General features: G+C 67.1%; 15 protein-coding genes and 1 pseudogene. 8 read left to right on the top strand and 8 right to left on the bottom strand.

The genetic code is table 11. From position 1 onward, the window contains the following. Nucleotides 1-46 precede the first annotated feature (46 nt). Entirely contained in the window at nucleotides 47-1,738 is a 1,692-nt protein-coding gene (locus GQ674_RS01255; RefSeq protein WP_159495678.1) for a proline--tRNA ligase, read from the top strand. A gap of 167 nt (nucleotides 1,739-1,905) precedes the next feature. Beyond that, nucleotides 1,906-2,277: pseudogene (locus GQ674_RS01250) on the top strand (H-NS histone family protein); the annotation flags it as partial. A 643-nt stretch (nucleotides 2,278-2,920) separates the two neighbouring features. Here GQ674_RS01250 and GQ674_RS01245 read toward each other — a convergent pair. Further along, the gene (locus GQ674_RS01245) at nucleotides 2,921-4,180 is read right to left on the bottom strand and encodes a threonine/serine exporter family protein (RefSeq protein ID WP_159499160.1); all 1,260 of its coding nucleotides are present in this window, start codon (nucleotides 4,178-4,180) and stop codon (nucleotides 2,921-2,923) included. Nucleotides 4,181-4,281: 101 nt separating this feature from the next. On the opposite strand from GQ674_RS01245, the gene GQ674_RS01240 reads away from it, so the two are divergent. Genes GQ674_RS01240 through GQ674_RS01225 form a run of 4 tightly spaced genes read left to right on the top strand, consistent with a single transcriptional unit; the run spans nucleotide 4,282 to nucleotide 7,830 of the window. Continuing rightward, the gene (locus GQ674_RS01240; RefSeq protein ID WP_128096518.1) at nucleotides 4,282-5,394 is read left to right on the top strand and encodes an ABC transporter permease; all 1,113 of its coding nucleotides are present in this window, start codon (nucleotides 4,282-4,284) and stop codon (nucleotides 5,392-5,394) included. A 4-nt stretch (nucleotides 5,395-5,398) separates the two neighbouring features. After that, entirely contained in the window at nucleotides 5,399-6,229 is an 831-nt protein-coding gene (locus tag GQ674_RS01235; RefSeq protein WP_159495677.1) for an ABC transporter ATP-binding protein, read from the top strand. 3 nt (nucleotides 6,230-6,232) lie between these two features. Beyond that, nucleotides 6,233-7,159 carry an MlaD family protein gene (locus GQ674_RS01230; RefSeq protein WP_159495676.1) on the top strand — a complete coding sequence of 309 codons (927 nt, stop codon included), beginning with the start codon at nucleotides 6,233-6,235 and terminating at the stop codon, nucleotides 7,157-7,159. After that, on the top strand, nucleotides 7,156-7,830 hold the full coding sequence (locus tag GQ674_RS01225) for an ABC-type transport auxiliary lipoprotein family protein (RefSeq protein WP_128096516.1): 675 nt from the start codon (nucleotides 7,156-7,158) through the stop codon (nucleotides 7,828-7,830). Before GQ674_RS01230 ends, GQ674_RS01225 begins: the two co-directional genes overlap by 4 nt. Here GQ674_RS01225 and GQ674_RS01220 read toward each other — a convergent pair. The 7 genes from GQ674_RS01220 to rfbB all read right to left on the bottom strand — a co-directional run bounded on the left by GQ674_RS01220 (nucleotide 7,793) and on the right by rfbB (nucleotide 13,311). Next, complete coding sequence (locus GQ674_RS01220; protein ID WP_159495675.1) at nucleotides 7,793-8,383, bottom strand: alpha-ketoglutarate-dependent dioxygenase AlkB; 591 nt, start codon at nucleotides 8,381-8,383, stop codon at nucleotides 7,793-7,795. The two genes, GQ674_RS01225 and GQ674_RS01220, sit on opposite strands and share 38 nt — an antisense overlap. Before the next feature lie 56 nt (nucleotides 8,384-8,439). Next, complete coding sequence (locus GQ674_RS01215; protein ID WP_159495674.1) at nucleotides 8,440-9,072, bottom strand: CoA transferase subunit B; 633 nt, start codon at nucleotides 9,070-9,072, stop codon at nucleotides 8,440-8,442. A gap of 1 nt (nucleotide 9,073) precedes the next feature. Then, the gene (locus tag GQ674_RS01210; protein ID WP_137191108.1) at nucleotides 9,074-9,808 is read right to left on the bottom strand and encodes a CoA transferase subunit A; all 735 of its coding nucleotides are present in this window, start codon (nucleotides 9,806-9,808) and stop codon (nucleotides 9,074-9,076) included. Nucleotides 9,809-9,885: 77 nt separating this feature from the next. Beyond that, nucleotides 9,886-10,785, bottom strand: a complete 900-nt coding sequence (gene rfbD, locus GQ674_RS01205; protein ID WP_159495673.1) for a dTDP-4-dehydrorhamnose reductase — start codon at nucleotides 10,783-10,785, stop codon at nucleotides 9,886-9,888. After that, complete coding sequence (rfbC, locus tag GQ674_RS01200) at nucleotides 10,782-11,339, bottom strand: dTDP-4-dehydrorhamnose 3,5-epimerase (protein ID WP_159495672.1); 558 nt, start codon at nucleotides 11,337-11,339, stop codon at nucleotides 10,782-10,784. The genes rfbD and rfbC overlap by 4 nt, the downstream gene beginning before the upstream one ends. Then, nucleotides 11,336-12,223 carry a glucose-1-phosphate thymidylyltransferase RfbA gene (gene rfbA / locus GQ674_RS01195; RefSeq protein WP_159495671.1) on the bottom strand — a complete coding sequence of 296 codons (888 nt, stop codon included), beginning with the start codon at nucleotides 12,221-12,223 and terminating at the stop codon, nucleotides 11,336-11,338. Before rfbA ends, rfbC begins: the two co-directional genes overlap by 4 nt. A gap of 32 nt (nucleotides 12,224-12,255) precedes the next feature. Then, the gene (rfbB, locus tag GQ674_RS01190) at nucleotides 12,256-13,311 is read right to left on the bottom strand and encodes a dTDP-glucose 4,6-dehydratase (protein ID WP_159495670.1); all 1,056 of its coding nucleotides are present in this window, start codon (nucleotides 13,309-13,311) and stop codon (nucleotides 12,256-12,258) included. A gap of 263 nt (nucleotides 13,312-13,574) precedes the next feature. Here rfbB and GQ674_RS01185 point away from each other — a divergent pair, with 263 nt between their 5' ends. After that, a complete protein-coding gene (locus GQ674_RS01185; RefSeq protein ID WP_121042567.1) occupies nucleotides 13,575-14,321 on the top strand; it encodes an electron transfer flavoprotein subunit beta/FixA family protein in 747 nt (248 codons plus the stop codon). Beyond that, nucleotides 14,321-15,259, top strand: coding sequence for an electron transfer flavoprotein subunit alpha/FixB family protein (locus GQ674_RS01180; RefSeq protein ID WP_159495669.1), 939 nt, complete (start codon nucleotides 14,321-14,323; stop codon nucleotides 15,257-15,259). Before GQ674_RS01185 ends, GQ674_RS01180 begins: the two co-directional genes overlap by 1 nt. The last annotated feature ends 50 nt before the right edge of the window (nucleotides 15,260-15,309 follow it).

Here is a 15,309-nt window from a genome sequence, read left to right as displayed (position 1 = left end):
GCCGGGCTGGCAGAATATCGGCTTCTGCCGTTCAGCGAAGCCGACGATGCGCCTTTCCCAGTTCCACCTGCACACCACCAAGGAAACCCCCAGTGACGCGGAGCTCACCAGCCACCGCTTGATGCTGCGCGCGGGCATGATCCGCAAGCTGGCCTCGGGGTTGTATACCTGGTCGCCGCTGGGCCTGCGCGTGCTGCGCAAGGTCGAGCGCATCGTGCGCGAGGAAATGGAGCGCGCCGGTGCGGTGGAATTCCAGATTCCGACCATCCAGCCCAAGGAACTGTGGGAAACCACCGGGCGCTGGGAAAAGTTCGGCCCGCAGCTGCTGAAGATCAAGGACCGCAAGGACCAGGTGTTCTGCTACAGCCCGACCGCCGAAGAAGCCGCGGCCGATTTCGCCCGCCAGGAGCTGTCCAGCTACAAGCAGCTGCCGGTCAACTTCTTCCAGATCCAGACCAAGTTCCGCGACGAGATCCGCCCGCGCTTCGGCGTGATGCGCGCGCGCGAGTTCCTGATGAAGGACGCCTACTCCTTCCACCTGCACGATGACTGCCTGGTGCGCGAGTACGAGAACATGAAGGCGGCCTACAGCCGTATCTTCACCCGCCTGGGCCTGGATTTCCGCATGGTGCAGGCCGATTCGGGCGCGATCGGCGGCGACGCCTCGCAGGAATTCCACGTGATCGCCGACTCCGGCGAAGACGCGCTGGTGTTCTCCACCGGCTCGGACTACGCGGCCAACATGGAAGCGGCCGTGGCCGCCGCCCCGGGCGCCCGCGCTGCGGCAAGCGAAGCGATGCGCAAGGTGGACACGCCGACCCAGAAGACCTGCGAGGCGGTGGCCGAGCTGCTGGGCCTGGGCCTGGAGCGCACCGTGAAGTCGATCGCGCTGATGACCGAAGCCGGGTTCGTGCTGGCGCTGGTGCGGGGCGATCACGAGGTCAATGAGATCAAGCTGGGCAAGGTGGAGGGCCTGCAGGGCCACCGCATGGCCGGCGAAGCGGAAATCACCGCGCACCTGGGCAGCGAGCCGGGCTTCCTGGGCCCGCTCAACCCGGTCAAGCCGATCCGCATCGTGGCCGACCGCGACGTGGCGGCGATGGCCGACTTCGTGATCGGCGCCAATGAGGCGGGTTTCCATTTCGCCGGGGTCAACTGGGGCCGCGACCTGCCCGAGCCGGACGTGGCCGACATCCGCAATGCCAAGGCCGGCGACCGCGCGACCGACGGTGGCGAGCTGAAGATCGCGCGCGGCATCGAAGTGGGTCATGTGTTCCAGCTGGGTCGCCAGTATGCGCAGGCGCTGAAGGCCACGGTGCTGGATGAAAACGGCAAGGCGGCGGTAATGGCGATGGGCTGCTACGGCATCGGCATTTCGCGCATCGTGGCTGCGGCGATCGAGCAGAACCACGACGAGGCCGGGATTATCTGGCCGGCGGCGATGGCGCCGTGGCAGGTGGTGGTCTGCGTGATCAACCCGAAGCAGGACGAGGCGGTGGCCACCGCGGCGGCCGAGCTGCTGGCACAGTTGCAGGCGGCCGGGCTGGACGCGGCGCTGGACGACCGCGGCCTGCGCCCGGGCCAGATGTTTGCCGATATGGAGTTGATCGGTGTGCCGCACCGGGTGGTGGTGTCCGAGCGCGGCCTGGCGGCCGGGACCTACGAGTACCGGTCGCGCAGTGCGAGCGAGGCCGAGAGCCTGGACCGCGAGACGCTGCTGGCCCGTCTGGCGGGCTGACCGAAACAGGGGATGGAAGAAAGCCGGGTGGAATATCCCGGCTTTTCTTTTGCGCCATACGATTGAATCTCCCGGTTAACTCTGTGCATCACCCGACGGGATATGTATGCTGTCGCCGACGCCAAGGACTGGCCCACCCCGTCCTTAAATAGATTCCGGAGTAGTTGATGAGCATTGACCTGAGTGGCCTGTCCGCCAAAGAGCTGGGCGCCCTGATCAAGAACGCGAAGAAGCAGCAGACCATCGTGGCCAAGCGCCCGGCGGTGACCAAGGTGCGCGCGCAGCTGACCAAGCTGGCGAAGGCGCACGGGTATTCGATCGAAGAAGTGTTCGGCGGCGTGGCCCCGGCCCGCGGCCGTGCAGCGAAGGCCACCAAGGCCCCGGCCAAGAAGGCCGTGCGCAAGCTGGGCAAGGTTGCCCCGAAGTACCGCAACCCGGCCAACCCGAAGGAAACCTGGACCGGCCGCGGCAAGCAGCCGCGCTGGCTGGCCGCGCTGACGACCAAGGGCAAGAAGGTCGAAGAGTTCCTGATCAAGAAGTAATCGATTCTGGTTTCATCAGAAACCGAATCTCAAAACGCCGGCGAAAGCCGGCGTTTTTTGTGTCTGCTTTCTTATGTCGCTGGCGGTTCTGCGGAGTACGCCAAATGCCAGAGCAACAGCTGCAACGCCGTGTGCGTGCTTTCCCTGGCTGGTCGGGTACGGGTGGATTGGCGGGACACGCCGTAAACCCATCCATGGGGGCTCGTGGGCGCCTTGCTCGTTTGTGCAGTCCCTGCACAAACGGCAAGACCGGGGTTGGGCGTCCTGCCCAACCCGTCCGGCGCATGCGCCGGACCCATGGCGCCCAACGGTCCCGCCAACCCACCCGTACCCGCCCTCTGACAATGGGTCGGTACCCAACGAAAAAGCGAAAAGCAGTTATCGGCCGAAGCAGTTTCCGCCTTTGCTTGGTCATGGCCACCAGCAAACTGTCGAGGGTCGGGATGTGTGGGTTCGCGGGACCCTCCACCGCATGGATGCGGTGGCGGAGCCTACACGGACGTACTTGCGGCGTGTCCCGCGCACCCACACAGCCCGGCCCAGCACGCTGCAGGAGGACCAAAGGCCTTGGCCTTGGCCTTGGACTTGGGCCTGCACTTGGACTTGATTTGGATTTGGATCTGGATCTGGGCCCGAACGCTCAGAGATTCTTCCGCGCCGGCACCAGCAGGTTGCCGAACAGCAGCCCGGCCACCAGCGCCATCACCACATTGAGCACCGTCATCAGCACCGTCTGGCCTGCGCTCATATCCTGCTGCTGCACCAGCGTCAGCACCCCGCGCAGACTCGTACTGCCCGGCACCAGCATGATGATCCCCGGCAACCGGATGATCGCGCCCGGCCGCTGCACCCACCGACCGAACAGATTGCCCGCCGCCGTCATCACCATTGCCGACATGAAAATACCCGCCGGCAACCCCCATGCCTGCCCGGCGAATTTCGAAATCGCATACCCGGCAACAGAAGCCGCCATCACCCACGGATAATCGCGGCGATTGGCCTTGAACAGCATCGCGAACGCGAACGCCGCCACCAGCAGCGCGCTCCATTCCACCCAGTCGGCCTGCGGCCGCGACGCCCGCACCTGCGGGTCCAGCCCGATGATCCCCGACAGCGTCACCGCGATCACCGCGCCCACCGTCAGTTTCAGAATCGTCGTGATCGCGCCGGCAAACCGCGCCGTCCCCGAAACCCAGTGCTGGCTCGCCAGCTCGTTCACCGCATTGGTCAATGACATCCCCGGCAGCATCACCACCAGCGACGCGATGATCACCGTATTGAGATTCAACGGCCCCAGGAACGACGCTACCAGCGCCGCCACCGTACCGGCCAGCAGTGCCGCCAACGCCTCGCTTGCCTCCCGGCTGGCCGGCCGGCGGTCGGTGTACAGCGTCATCAGCCCGATCAACAACCCGATCATCCCCGCCGTCGCGATATCCAGCCACGGCAGCTTCCACAAGCCGGCCACGCCCGCCGCACCCAGACTGTAGGACAGGATCATCCGGATTTTGCCGCGCCGGCCCGGGTCCTTGTCCAACTGCCGCAGCGCCGTATGACCCTGCGCGATGCTCATCGTGCCGTTGGCCACCGCATCGGTGATCTGGTCGGCGATGCTCAGTTTATGCAGGTCGTTTTCGCCCGGCGCCAGCCGGATCACCCGCGTGATGTCCGACGAACCGATCGCCTTGGTCGGGTCGCTGAAACTCAGGATCAGCCCGGTCGGGTTCGACCACGGCTCGCAATCCAGGTCCAGCCGCTGCGCCAGCGCGACCACCGCCGCCTCCAGCCGCTGCGCCGTGGTGCCATAGCTGTGCAGGCGCCCGGCCATTTCCGATACGAATGCCACGCGCTGCGCGTAGGTGGCCTGGGGGGTAACGATGGTGGCGGTCTCGGCGGACATGTTTCGTAGTATTACCCGAAGCCTGCCCGGCTGAACATTCATGTTGCCTGCCACACACTTGCCGTCTACACGGACAAGGTATGCTGCGCGGCAGGACGCCCATGACGCACACACACGCCCCCCATCTCGAACAGGATGCGCAGGACCCCGGCCTGGTCCGGTTGTCCGGCCACTGGACCCTGCATACCGCGCTGGCCGCGGCCGAAGTGCTGCGCGGCATTCCTGACACGCTCACCGGCATCGACGCCAGCGGCATCACCGTGCTCGACTCCGCCGGCGTGCTGCAGGTCCTGCGCGTGGCGCGGCGTGCCGACCTGGGCGAGGACGCCCTGGCCTTCCGCGAAGAACACCGCGCGCTGGTGTGCACCATCGAAGAAGTGGCCGACGACCGCCCAAGGCCCAAGCGCGACTTCGGCGTCCTGGCCGCGCTGGAACGCCTCGGCGTCAGCGTGCACGGCATGGGCCACAACATCGTGGCACTGGCCAGCTTCCTCGGCGAGAACCTGGTCAAGGGCGCGCGCCTGATCAAGGAACCGCGCCGTTTCCGGCTCACCGCCACCGTCGCCCAGATGGAACAGGTCGGGCTGGATGCCGTGCCGCTGGTGGCCCTGCTGTCCTACCTCGTGGGCGCCGTCATCGCCTTCCTCGGCTCGACCATCCTGCGCGACTTCGGCGCGGAAATTTACGTGGTCGAACTGGTCAGCATCGCCTTCCTGCGCGAATTCGCCGTGCTGCTCACCGCCATCGTGCTGGCCGGCCGCACCGCCAGCGCCTTCACCGCGCAGATCGGCGCGATGAAGGCCCGCGAGGAAATCGATGCGATGAAAACCCTCGGCCTGGATCCGATCGACCTGCTGGTACTGCCGCGCCTGGTCGCACTGCTGATCACCCTGCCGCTGCTGACCTTCATCGCGATGATGGCCGGCCTCGCCGGGGGCGTCACCGTGGGCGCGTTCGACCTTGGCATCCCGCCGCAGATGTACATCGCACGCATGTACGAGACCATGGAAGTGCGCAACATGCTGGTGGGCCTGTCCAAGGCGCCGGTGTTCGCGCTGGTGATCGGCCTGATCGGCTGCCTGGAAGGCCTGAAGGTGGAAGGCACCGCACAGTCGGTCGGTGAGCGCACCACCTCCAGCGTGGTCCAGGCCATTTCGCTGGTGATCATCCTCGACGCGTTCGCCGCGCTGTGGTTCATGAAGATGGGCTGGTAACCGCATGACCACCGACACCGCCCCTGCCGCAGACCGCAGCGTACCCGACAGCGCCGATCTCGACCTGGTGATCCGCGTGCGCGGGCTGGTCAACCGTTTCGGTGCGCAGCTGGTGCACGACGGCGTCGACCTGGACGTGCGCCGCGGCGAAATCCTGGGCGTGGTGGGCGGTTCGGGTACCGGCAAGTCGGTGCTGATGCGCAGCATCCTCGGCCTGCGCGAACCCGACGATGGCCAGATCGAGGTGCTGGGCGTGGATGCACGCTCCAGCGACCCCGCCAGCCGCCTGCACATCGAACGCAATACCGGCGTGCTGTTCCAGGACGGCGCGCTTTTCTCGTCGCTGACCGTGGGCGAGAACGTGCAGGTGCCACTGAAAGAACACCACCGCGAACTGCCCGAGCGCTGGCACTACGAACTGGCCCTGCTCAAGGTGAAGCTGGCCGGGCTGCCGGCCGATGCGATCAACAAGCTGCCCTCGCAGTTGTCCGGCGGCATGCGCAAGCGCGCCGGCCTGGCCCGTGCGCTGGCGCTGGATCCGCCGCTGCTGTTCCTGGACGAGCCCACCGCCGGGCTGGACCCGATCGGCGCGGCCGCCTTCGACCGGCTCATCAAGACCCTGCAGGAAGCGCTGGGCCTGACCGTCTTCCTGATCACACACGATCTGGACACGCTGTATGCCATCTGTGACCGGGTGGCGGTGCTGGCTGACAAGAAGGTCATCGCCAATGCCCCGCTGCACGAGATCGAACAGCTGGACCACCCGTGGATCCAGGAGTATTTCCACGGACCCCGCGCCCGCGCGGCGCGAAGCGCAAAGAACGAGATCGAGTAAGCCATGGAAACCAAAGCCAATTACGTCCTGATCGGCGCCTTCACCCTGGTGGTGGGGCTGGCGCTGCTGGCCTTCGGCCTGTGGGCGGCCAAGTACTCCTCCGACCGCACCTGGACCGAATACCGGGTGGTCTTCCGCGAAGCCGTCACCGGCCTGACGGTAGGCAGCCCGGTGCAGTACAACGGCATCGCGGTCGGCTCGATCACCGAACTGAACCTGGTGCCGGACGACCCGCGCCAGGTGGTGGCGCGCATCCGCCTGAACTCCAACACCCCGATCAAGACCGACACCCGCGCCAAGCTGGCCATCACCAGCCTGACCGGCCCGTCGATCATCCAGCTCAGCGGCGGCACCCCGCAGGCCGCCGCACTGACCGCGGTCAACAAGGACCCGGCGCCGATCATTCCGACCACACCGTCGGCATTGCAGAACATCACCGACGTGGCCAACCGCATCGTCGAGCGCATGGACCAGGTGCTGAGCGACCGCAACGTGGCCAGCATCAACGCCACCCTGGCCAACCTGGAAACCATCAGCGGCGGCCTGGCCGACCGCGACCAGGGCACCCAGGCGCTGCTGCTCAGCGCGCGTGACGCCGCGCGCAGCCTGGATGTCACCCTCAAGAGCACCAACGGCACCATCCAGCGCCTGGACACGAACCTGGTCCAGCAGCTGCCGCCGATCCTGGACAAGCTGGAAACTACCCTGAGCAAGCTGGATTCGGCCGCCGGCAATGCCGATTCGATCCTCGGCGAGAACCGCGCGGCGATCAACAGCTTCGCCAACGATGGCCTGGCCCAGCTTGGCCCGACCCTGACCGAGCTGCGCGGGCTGATCCGCGACCTGCGCCGGGTCAGCGACCGCCTCGACAACAACCCGGCACGCTATCTGCTGGGCCGTGACGCGCCCAAGGAGTTCGAACCCAAATGAGCCGCCCGACTCTCACCCGGATCCTGTTGCCGGCGGCGATGCTCGCCCTGCTGGGCGGCTGTTCGCTGCTGGGCAGCAACGAACGCAGCGCAGTCACCATCTATTCGCCGATCGTGCGCATCCAGGCCGACCCCGGCTGGCCCAAGGTCGACTGGCAGCTGGTGCTGGTCAAGCCCAGCGCGGCACGCGTGGTCGACAGCCCGCGCATCAACGTGCGCCCTTCCCCCTCCGAACTGGAGGTGTACAAGGGCGTGAGCTGGGCGCAGCCGGCCACCGACATGCTCGACGATGCACTGGTGCGCGGCTTCGAGGATTCCGGCCGCATCAACGGAGTGGCCCGCGCCACCACCGGCATCCGCGCCGACTACAAGCTGGCCCTGGACGTGCGGCGCTTCGAGGCCGATTACCGCGGCCAGGCCACCCCGACGGCGCTGATCGAAGTGAACGCCAAGCTGATCCACGTGGTGGACCAGCGCGTGGTCGCCGACCGCACCTTCCGCCAGGAGCAGCCGGTGCCCAGTACCGCCACCGCCGATGTCGCCCGCGCGTTCGAACAGGGCCTGCAGGCGACCACGTCCGAGGTGGTGGGCTGGACGCTGGTGAGCGGCCAGGCCGATTACCAACAGGCGCAGGTCACGCCGACGCGGCTGCGTCAATCCAGCGGAAAGTAAGGTTGATGCGCTCGGCCAGCGGCCGGGTGCTTTTCGGCAGTGCGTGCTGGTAATGGCGCTGGGTGGCGCCGCCCATCAGCAGCAGGTCGCCGTGGCCGAGCACGACCTCGGCTTTTTTGGCATGGTCGTCGCGACGGCGCAGCGCGAAGCGGCGTTCGGCGCCCAGACTCAGTGAGGCGATCAGCGGTGCCGGTCCCAGCTCGGGTTCGTTGTCGCTGTGCCAGCCCATGCCGTCGTCACCGTCGCGGTAGCGATTGAGCAGCACGCTGTTGAAGGACGCCCCGCAGAACGCCGCGAGTCGCTCGCGCAGCGGCAGCAGCACCGGGTGCCACGGCGCCGGCACGAAGTCGGTGCCCGAATAGCGGTAACGGGCCGCCGGGTCGCCCATCCAGCAACTCAGCCGCGGCGAGTCCACCTGGCGCCCCAACATGCGGATGCGGTGCACCTCCCACGGCACCTGCTCGCGCAAGGTGCGCTGCAGGGCATCGGCATCGGCAGCCCCCAGCCAGTGGCGGTGCCAGCGTACGTCGGCGTCGCGCAGATGCAGGTCCATGCGGTCCTCGTGGGTGGCCGGAGCGCCCGCTTGCACGGGCACCCCGGCACGCCGGGTCAGGCCTGGCCGAAGGCCACGCCGGTCTTTTCCTTCAGCTCGTCGATGCCCACGCCCGGCGCGGCTTCAACCAGCACCAGGCCGGTGTCGGTCACATCGAACACGGCCAGGTCGGTGATGATGCGGTCGACCACGCCCACGCCGGTCAGCGGCAGCGTGCATTCGGACAGGATCTTGTGCTCGCCGTTCTTGGCGGTGTGCTCCATCAGCACCACCACGCGCTGCACGCCGGCCACCAGGTCCATCGCCCCGCCCATGCCCTTGACCATCTTGCCCGGCACCATCCAGTTGGCCAGATCACCGCTGGCGGTTACCTGCATCGCGCCCAGGATGGCCAGGTTGATGTGGCCGCCGCGGATCATCGCGAAGCTGTCGTGGCTGCCGAAGTAGCTGGCGCCGGCGCGCGCGGTAACGGTCTGCTTGCCGGCGTTGATCAGGTCGGCATCGACCTCGGCATCGGTCGGGAACGGGCCGATACCCAGCAGGCCGTTCTCCGACTGCAGCCACACATCCACGCCCTCGGGGATATGGTTGGCCACCAGCGTCGGCAGGCCGATGCCCAGGTTGACGTACGCACCATCGGTGAGCTCACGCGCTGCGCGCGCGGCCATTTCATCGCGGGTCCAAGCCATCTCAGTTGCCCTCCGCGCGGACGGTGCGCTGTTCGATACGCTTTTCAGGCGTGGGGTTGTGCACGATGCGGTGCACGTAGATGCCCGGCAGGTGCACCTGGTCGGGGTCGATGCTGCCCAGCGGCACCACTTCTTCGACCTCGACGATGCAGACCTTGCCGGCCATCGCGCAGGCCGGGTTGAAGTTGCGCGCGGTCTTGCGGAACACCAGGTTGCCGGCCTCGTCGGCCTTCCACGCCTTGACCAGGGCCACGTCGGCGCGCAGCGCGGTTTCCAGCACGAAGTGCTTGCCGTCGAATTCGCGGGTTTCCTTGCCTTCGGCCACCACCGTGCCGTAGCCGGTGGCAGTGAAGAAGGCCGGAATGCCGGCACCGCCGGCGCGCAGGCGCTCGGCCAGGGTGCCCTGCGGGTTGAACTCCAGCTCCAGCTCACCGGCCAGGAACTGCCGTTCGAATTCCTTGTTCTCGCCCACGTACGACGAAATCATCTTCTGGATCTGGCGGGTTTCCAGCAGCTGGCCCAGGCCGAAGCCATCCACGCCGGCATTGTTGGAGATCACCGTCAGGCCCTTGACCGCGCTGTCGCGCAGCGCGGCGATCAGCGCCTCGGGGATGCCGCACAGGCCGAAACCGCCCACCGCCAGCGTCTGGCCATCGGCAACCACGCCGTGCAGCGCCTCGGCGGCGCTGGCGTAGCGCTTGCTGCGCCGGCCGGCCGTATCTGGGGACTTGCTCATCTACGCCCTCACCTCGTTGATGTAAGCGGGCATTGTAGCGGGTGGGCCTGCCGTTCCCCTGCCGCGCCGCGGCACGTTCAGTGACCGCGAACGGCGTCCATCACGCTGGCCAGACCGTCCTGCCAGGCAGGCAGCTGCAACCCGGCGTCGGACTGCAGCCGGCGCACGTCCAGGCACGAGTACGCAGGCCGGCGGGCGGCGGTTGGATACTCGGCCGTGGTGATCGCCTCTACCCGCGGTGCACGCGGCAGGATGCCCCGCGCCACGGCCTCGGCGAAAATGGCCTCGGCGAACCCGTGCCAACTGGTGGCACCCGTTGCGGTCAGGTGATACGTCCCCGACAGCGTGAGGCGCTGGTGCAGGATCTGCGCGCTGACATCGGCAATGAGTGCGGCCGGCGTGGGCGTGCCGATCTGATCGGCTACCACGCGCAGCACGTCGCGCTCGGCGCCAACGCGCAGCATCGTGCGCAGGAAGTTGCCACCGTGCGCGGCATACACCCATGCCGTTCGGAAGATAAGGTGGCGGCCACCGGCCGCGCGGATCGCCTGCTCGCCGGCAAGCTTGCTGGCGCCGTACACGCCCAAGGGCGCGGTGGGATCGTCTTCGCGGTACGGGCGCGTGGCCGTGCCGTCGAACACGTAGTCGGTGGAATAGTGCAGCAGCGGCACGCCGGCTGCCGCGCACCAGCGGGCGATCACGCCGGGCGCCTCGGCGTTCGCACGCCAGGCCGCATCAGGATCTGCTTCGGCGCGGTCCACCGCGGTATACGCCGCGGCGTTGACCACCACGTCCGGCGCGATCCGGTCCAGCAAGGCAGGCAACGACGCCGGATCGTCGAAGTCGGCTACCTCGCAGGGGCTGCCATCGGGCAATGCACCGCTGCGGGTGGTCGCCATCAGCGTGCCCAGCGGTGCCAGCGTCCGCAGCAACGCCTGGCCAACCTGGCCATTGCCACCGAACAGCAGCACGTTCACGGCAGGTAGACCGGCAGCCGCTCGGCGGGGATGTCCTGCAGGAACGGCGCCTGCTCATCCTTGGATGAAAGCGTCGGCGCACTGATCGGCCAGTCCACCGCAATGTCGGCATCATTCCAGCGCACGCTGGCGTCGGCTTCCTTGACGTACACATCGGTGCACAGGTAATTGAACAGCGCATCGTCGGACAGGACCGCGAACCCGTGCGCGAAGCCCGGCGGAATCCACAGCTGGCGGCGGTTTTCCCCGCTCAGGATGAACGCCTCCCATCGACCGAACGTGGGCGAACCACGACGGATGTCCACGGCGACGTCGTAGACCTCGCCCTGCAGAACCGTCACCAGTTTTCCCTGTGGCCGCGGCCACTGGTAATGCAAGCCGCGCAGCACGCCCTTGCTGGACGAGGACACGTTGCTCTGCACGAAGCTGCTGGGCAGGCCCTGCGCCGCGTAGCGCTCGGCGTTCCAGGTTTCGAAGAAGAACCCACGGGCATCGCCGAACACCACCGGTTCAAGCAGGACCAGGCCCGGCAGCGAAGTCTGGATTACTTTCACGGCACAACACCGCGCTGCACCAGCTTGTGCAGGTACTGGCCGTAACCGTTCTTGATCAGCGGCGCCGCCAGTGCTTCCAGCTGCGCGGCATCGATCCAGCCCCGACCGAAGGCGATTTCCTCCGGACAGCAGACCTGCAGGCCCTGGCGGGTCTGGATGGTTTCGATGAAATTGGAGGCTTCCAGCAGCGACTGGTGGGTACCGGTATCCAGCCAGGCGTACCCGCGCCCCAGGGCTTCCAGGTGCAGGCTGCCCTCGCGCAGGTAGCGCTGGTTGAGGTCGGTGATTTCCAGCTCGCCGCGGGGCGACGGCTTCAGTTCGGCGGCGTAATCGCTGGCATGGCCATCGTAGAAATACAGGCCGGTCACCGCATAGTTGGAGCGCGGTTGCGCAGGCTTCTCGACGAGATCGATGACCTTGCCGGCCGCATCGAATTCGGCCACGCCATAGCGCTCGGGATCGTTCACCCAGTAGCCGAACACGGTGGCACCCGACGCGCGCTCGTCCGCGCTGCGCAGCAGCTGGCTCAGCCCATGGCCGTGGAAGATGTTGTCGCCCAGCACCAGGCAGCTCGGCTTGCCGTCGACGAAGTCGCGGCCGATCAGGTAGGCCTGCGCCAGCCCGTCCGGGCTCGGCTGCACGGCGTACTGGATGTTCATGCCCCACTGCGAACCATCGCCCAGCAGCGCCTGGAACAGCGCCTGCTCGTGCGGCGTGTTGATGATCAGTACATCGCGGATACCCGCCAGCATCAGCACGCTGAGCGGGTAGTAGATCATCGGCTTGTCGTACACCGGCAGCAGCTGCTTGCTGACGCCTTTGGTGATCGGGTACAGGCGCGTGCCCGAGCCGCCCGCCAGGATGATGCCCTTGCGTTGAGTCATGCGGTGTTCCTCAGTCTGTGGGGCAGTGCCACTCAAGCGGCGGTGCCGATGCGCTGCAGGCGGTAGCTGCCGTCAAGCACGCCGTTCACCCATTCCTGGTTGTCCAGATACCAGTCGACAGTGAAGCCGATGCCCTGGTCGAAGGTGTACTTGGGCTCCCAGCCCAGCTGGTCCTTCAACTTGCTGGCGTCGATCGCGTAGCGGCGGTCATGCCCCGGGCGGTCGGCCACGTGGGTGATCTGGCTGCTGCGCGGCTGGCCATCTTCACGCGGGCGGCGGGCATCGAGCAGCGCGCAGATCGCGTGCACCACTTCGATGTTTTCCTTCTCCGCGTTGCCGCCGACGTTGTAGGTCTCGCCAACCTGGCCCTTGGCCAGCACGGTGCGGATCGCCTCGCAGTGGTCGGACACGAACAGCCAGTCGCGCACCTGCCTGCCATCGCCGTACACCGGCAGCGGCTCGCCGGCCAGCGCCTTGGCGATCACCAGCGGGATCAGCTTCTCCGGGAAGTGGTACGGACCGTAGTTGTTGGAGCAGTTGGTGGTCAGCACCGGCAGCCCGTAGGTGTGGTGGAACGCGCGCACCAGGTGGTCCGAGGCGGCCTTGGACGCCGAGTATGGCGAGTTGGGCGCGAACGGGGTGGTTTCGCTGAACTTGCCGGTCTCGCCCAGCGTGCCGTACACCTCGTCGGTGGACACATGCAGGAAGCGGAACGCGGCGCCCTTGTCGGCCGACAGCGCCTTCCAGTAGTCGCGCACCGCTTCCAGCAGGGCCAGGGTACCGACCACGTTGGTCTGGATGAACGCACCGGGACCGTCGATGGAGCGGTCGACGTGGCTCTCGGCAGCGAAGTTCACCACCGCATCGGGCTGGTGTACGGCCAGCAGGCGGGCCACCAGCGCGTGGTCGCCGATGTCGCCATGCACGAACAGGTGGTCCGGGTTGCCCTCCACCGGGGACAGGGTCTTCAGGTTGCCCGCGTAGGTCAGTGCATCCAGGTTGATTACCCGCACGCCCTTGGCGACCGCTTCGAGGACAAAGTTACCGCCAATGAATCCGGCACCGCCGGTGACAAGCCATGTGGGCACTACCTGTTCTCCTGTTTGATATTGGTCTGGGCGTCGCATTCACGAACCTCCGAAACAGCGGAACAGGATACATCGCGCCTGTCTTCACGACTGCCTGCCGCAGGTGAACGCGGCGGTGCCGCGCGCGCAGGCGTGCGGCAATGCAGCATAACCATACGCATTCGCATGGTCACCTCCAGCCAGTTAGAATCGCGGTCCCACCCCCGAACCGGTTGCTGTCGCCAGGGCCGGACGTTCCCCGTTATTCAAGGATTCCGCACCAGATGAAAATCCTCGTCGCGTACAAGCGCGTGGTGGACTACAACGTCCGCATTCAGGTCAAGCCGGACGGTTCCGGCGTGGTCACCGACGGCGTCAAGCTGTCGCCCAACCCCTTTGACGAAATCGCGCTGGAAGAAGCCCTGCGCCTGCGCGACAAGGGCATCGCCACCGAGGTCGTGGTCGCCACCATCGCCCCCGCCGACGCCCAGGCGCACCTGCGCAACGGCCTGGCCATGGGCGCCAACCGCGCCATCCACGTGGTCACCGACCAGGCCATCCAGCCGCTCACCGCCGCGCGCACCCTGCTCAAGCTGGTCGAGAAGGAGCAGCCGGACCTGGTGATCCTGGGCAAGCAGGCCATTGACGACGACGCCAACCAGACCGGCCAGATGCTGGCCACGCTGTGGGGCCGCCCGCAGGCGACCTTCGCCAGCAAGCTGGACATTGCCGACGGCAAGGCCACGGTCACCCGTGAAGTCGACGCCGGGCTGGAAACCCTGGAAGTGGATCTGCCGGCCGTGGTCACCACCGACCTGCGCCTGAACGAGCCGCGCTTCATCAAGCTGCCCGACATCATGAAGGCCAAGGCCAAGCCGTTGGAGACCCTGCAGCTGGCCGACCTCGGCGTGGACGCCGCCGATACCTTCAAGACCACCCAGTACGCCGCGCCGGTCAAGCGCAGCAAGGGCGTGATGGTCAAGGACGCGGCCGAACTGGTCGCCGCACTCAAGCAGAAGGGGTTGCTGTAATGACCAAGATCCTCGTTGTTGCCGAACACCATGACGGCAAGCTCAACGCCGCCACCGCCAAGACCGTCAGCGCCGCCGCCGCCATCAGCGGCGCCAGCATCGACGTGCTGGTGCTGGCCGCCGACCCGGCCGCCGTGGCTGCCGAGGCCGCGCAGCTGGCGGGCGTGGCCAAGGTACTGACCGTGGCCAACCCGGCCAACGCGCAGGCGCTGGCCCAGGTGCTGGCCCCGCAGATCGCCAAGCTGGCCACCGGCTACACCCACGTGTTCGGCCCCTCGACCACCTTCGGCAAGGACCTGATGCCGTGCGTGGCCGCCCTGCTGGGCGTCAACCAGGTGTCCGACCTGATGACCGTCGAAGGCAGCCACAGCTTCAAGCGACCGATCTACGCCGGCAACGCGATCATCACCGTGGAGGTCCCTGCCGACCAGATCGTCGTGGCCACCGTGCGTGCCGCGTCCTGGCCGGAAGCGGCCAAGGGCGGCAGCGCCGCGGTTGAGGCGGCGAGCGTGGAGGCGACCCTGCCGTCGCACACCCGCTTCATCGGCCTGGCCGCCGGTGCCACTGACCGCCCGGACCTGCAGAGCGCCAAGCGCGTGGTGTCCGGCGGCCGTGGCGTGGGTTCGGAAGAGAACTTCAAGGTGATCTTCCAGCTGGCCGACAAGCTCGGCGCCGCCGTGGGTGCCTCGCGCGCCGCCGTGGACGCCGGCTACGTGCCCAGCGACCTGCAGGTGGGCCAGACCGGCAAGATCATCTCCCCGGAGCTGTACGTGGCCGTCGGCATCAGCGGCGCCATCCAGCACCTGACCGGGATCAAGGATGCCGGCACCATCGTGGCCATCAACAAGGACCCGGATTCGCCGATCTTCGAGATCGCCGACATCGGCCTGGTGGGTGACCTGTTCACGTTGCTGCCGGAGCTGGAAGCGGCGCTTTGATCCACACTGTCCGCTTCCTCCAGATAGGTGCCTGCCGTGATCGGCTGCGA

This window comes from Stenotrophomonas sp. 364, assembly GCF_009832905.1.
GTDB lineage: Bacteria > Pseudomonadota > Gammaproteobacteria > Xanthomonadales > Xanthomonadaceae > Stenotrophomonas > Stenotrophomonas maltophilia_AP.
The sequence above is the reverse complement of the archived record's forward strand: the minus strand, read 5'-3'. Positions and strand labels throughout refer to the sequence as shown.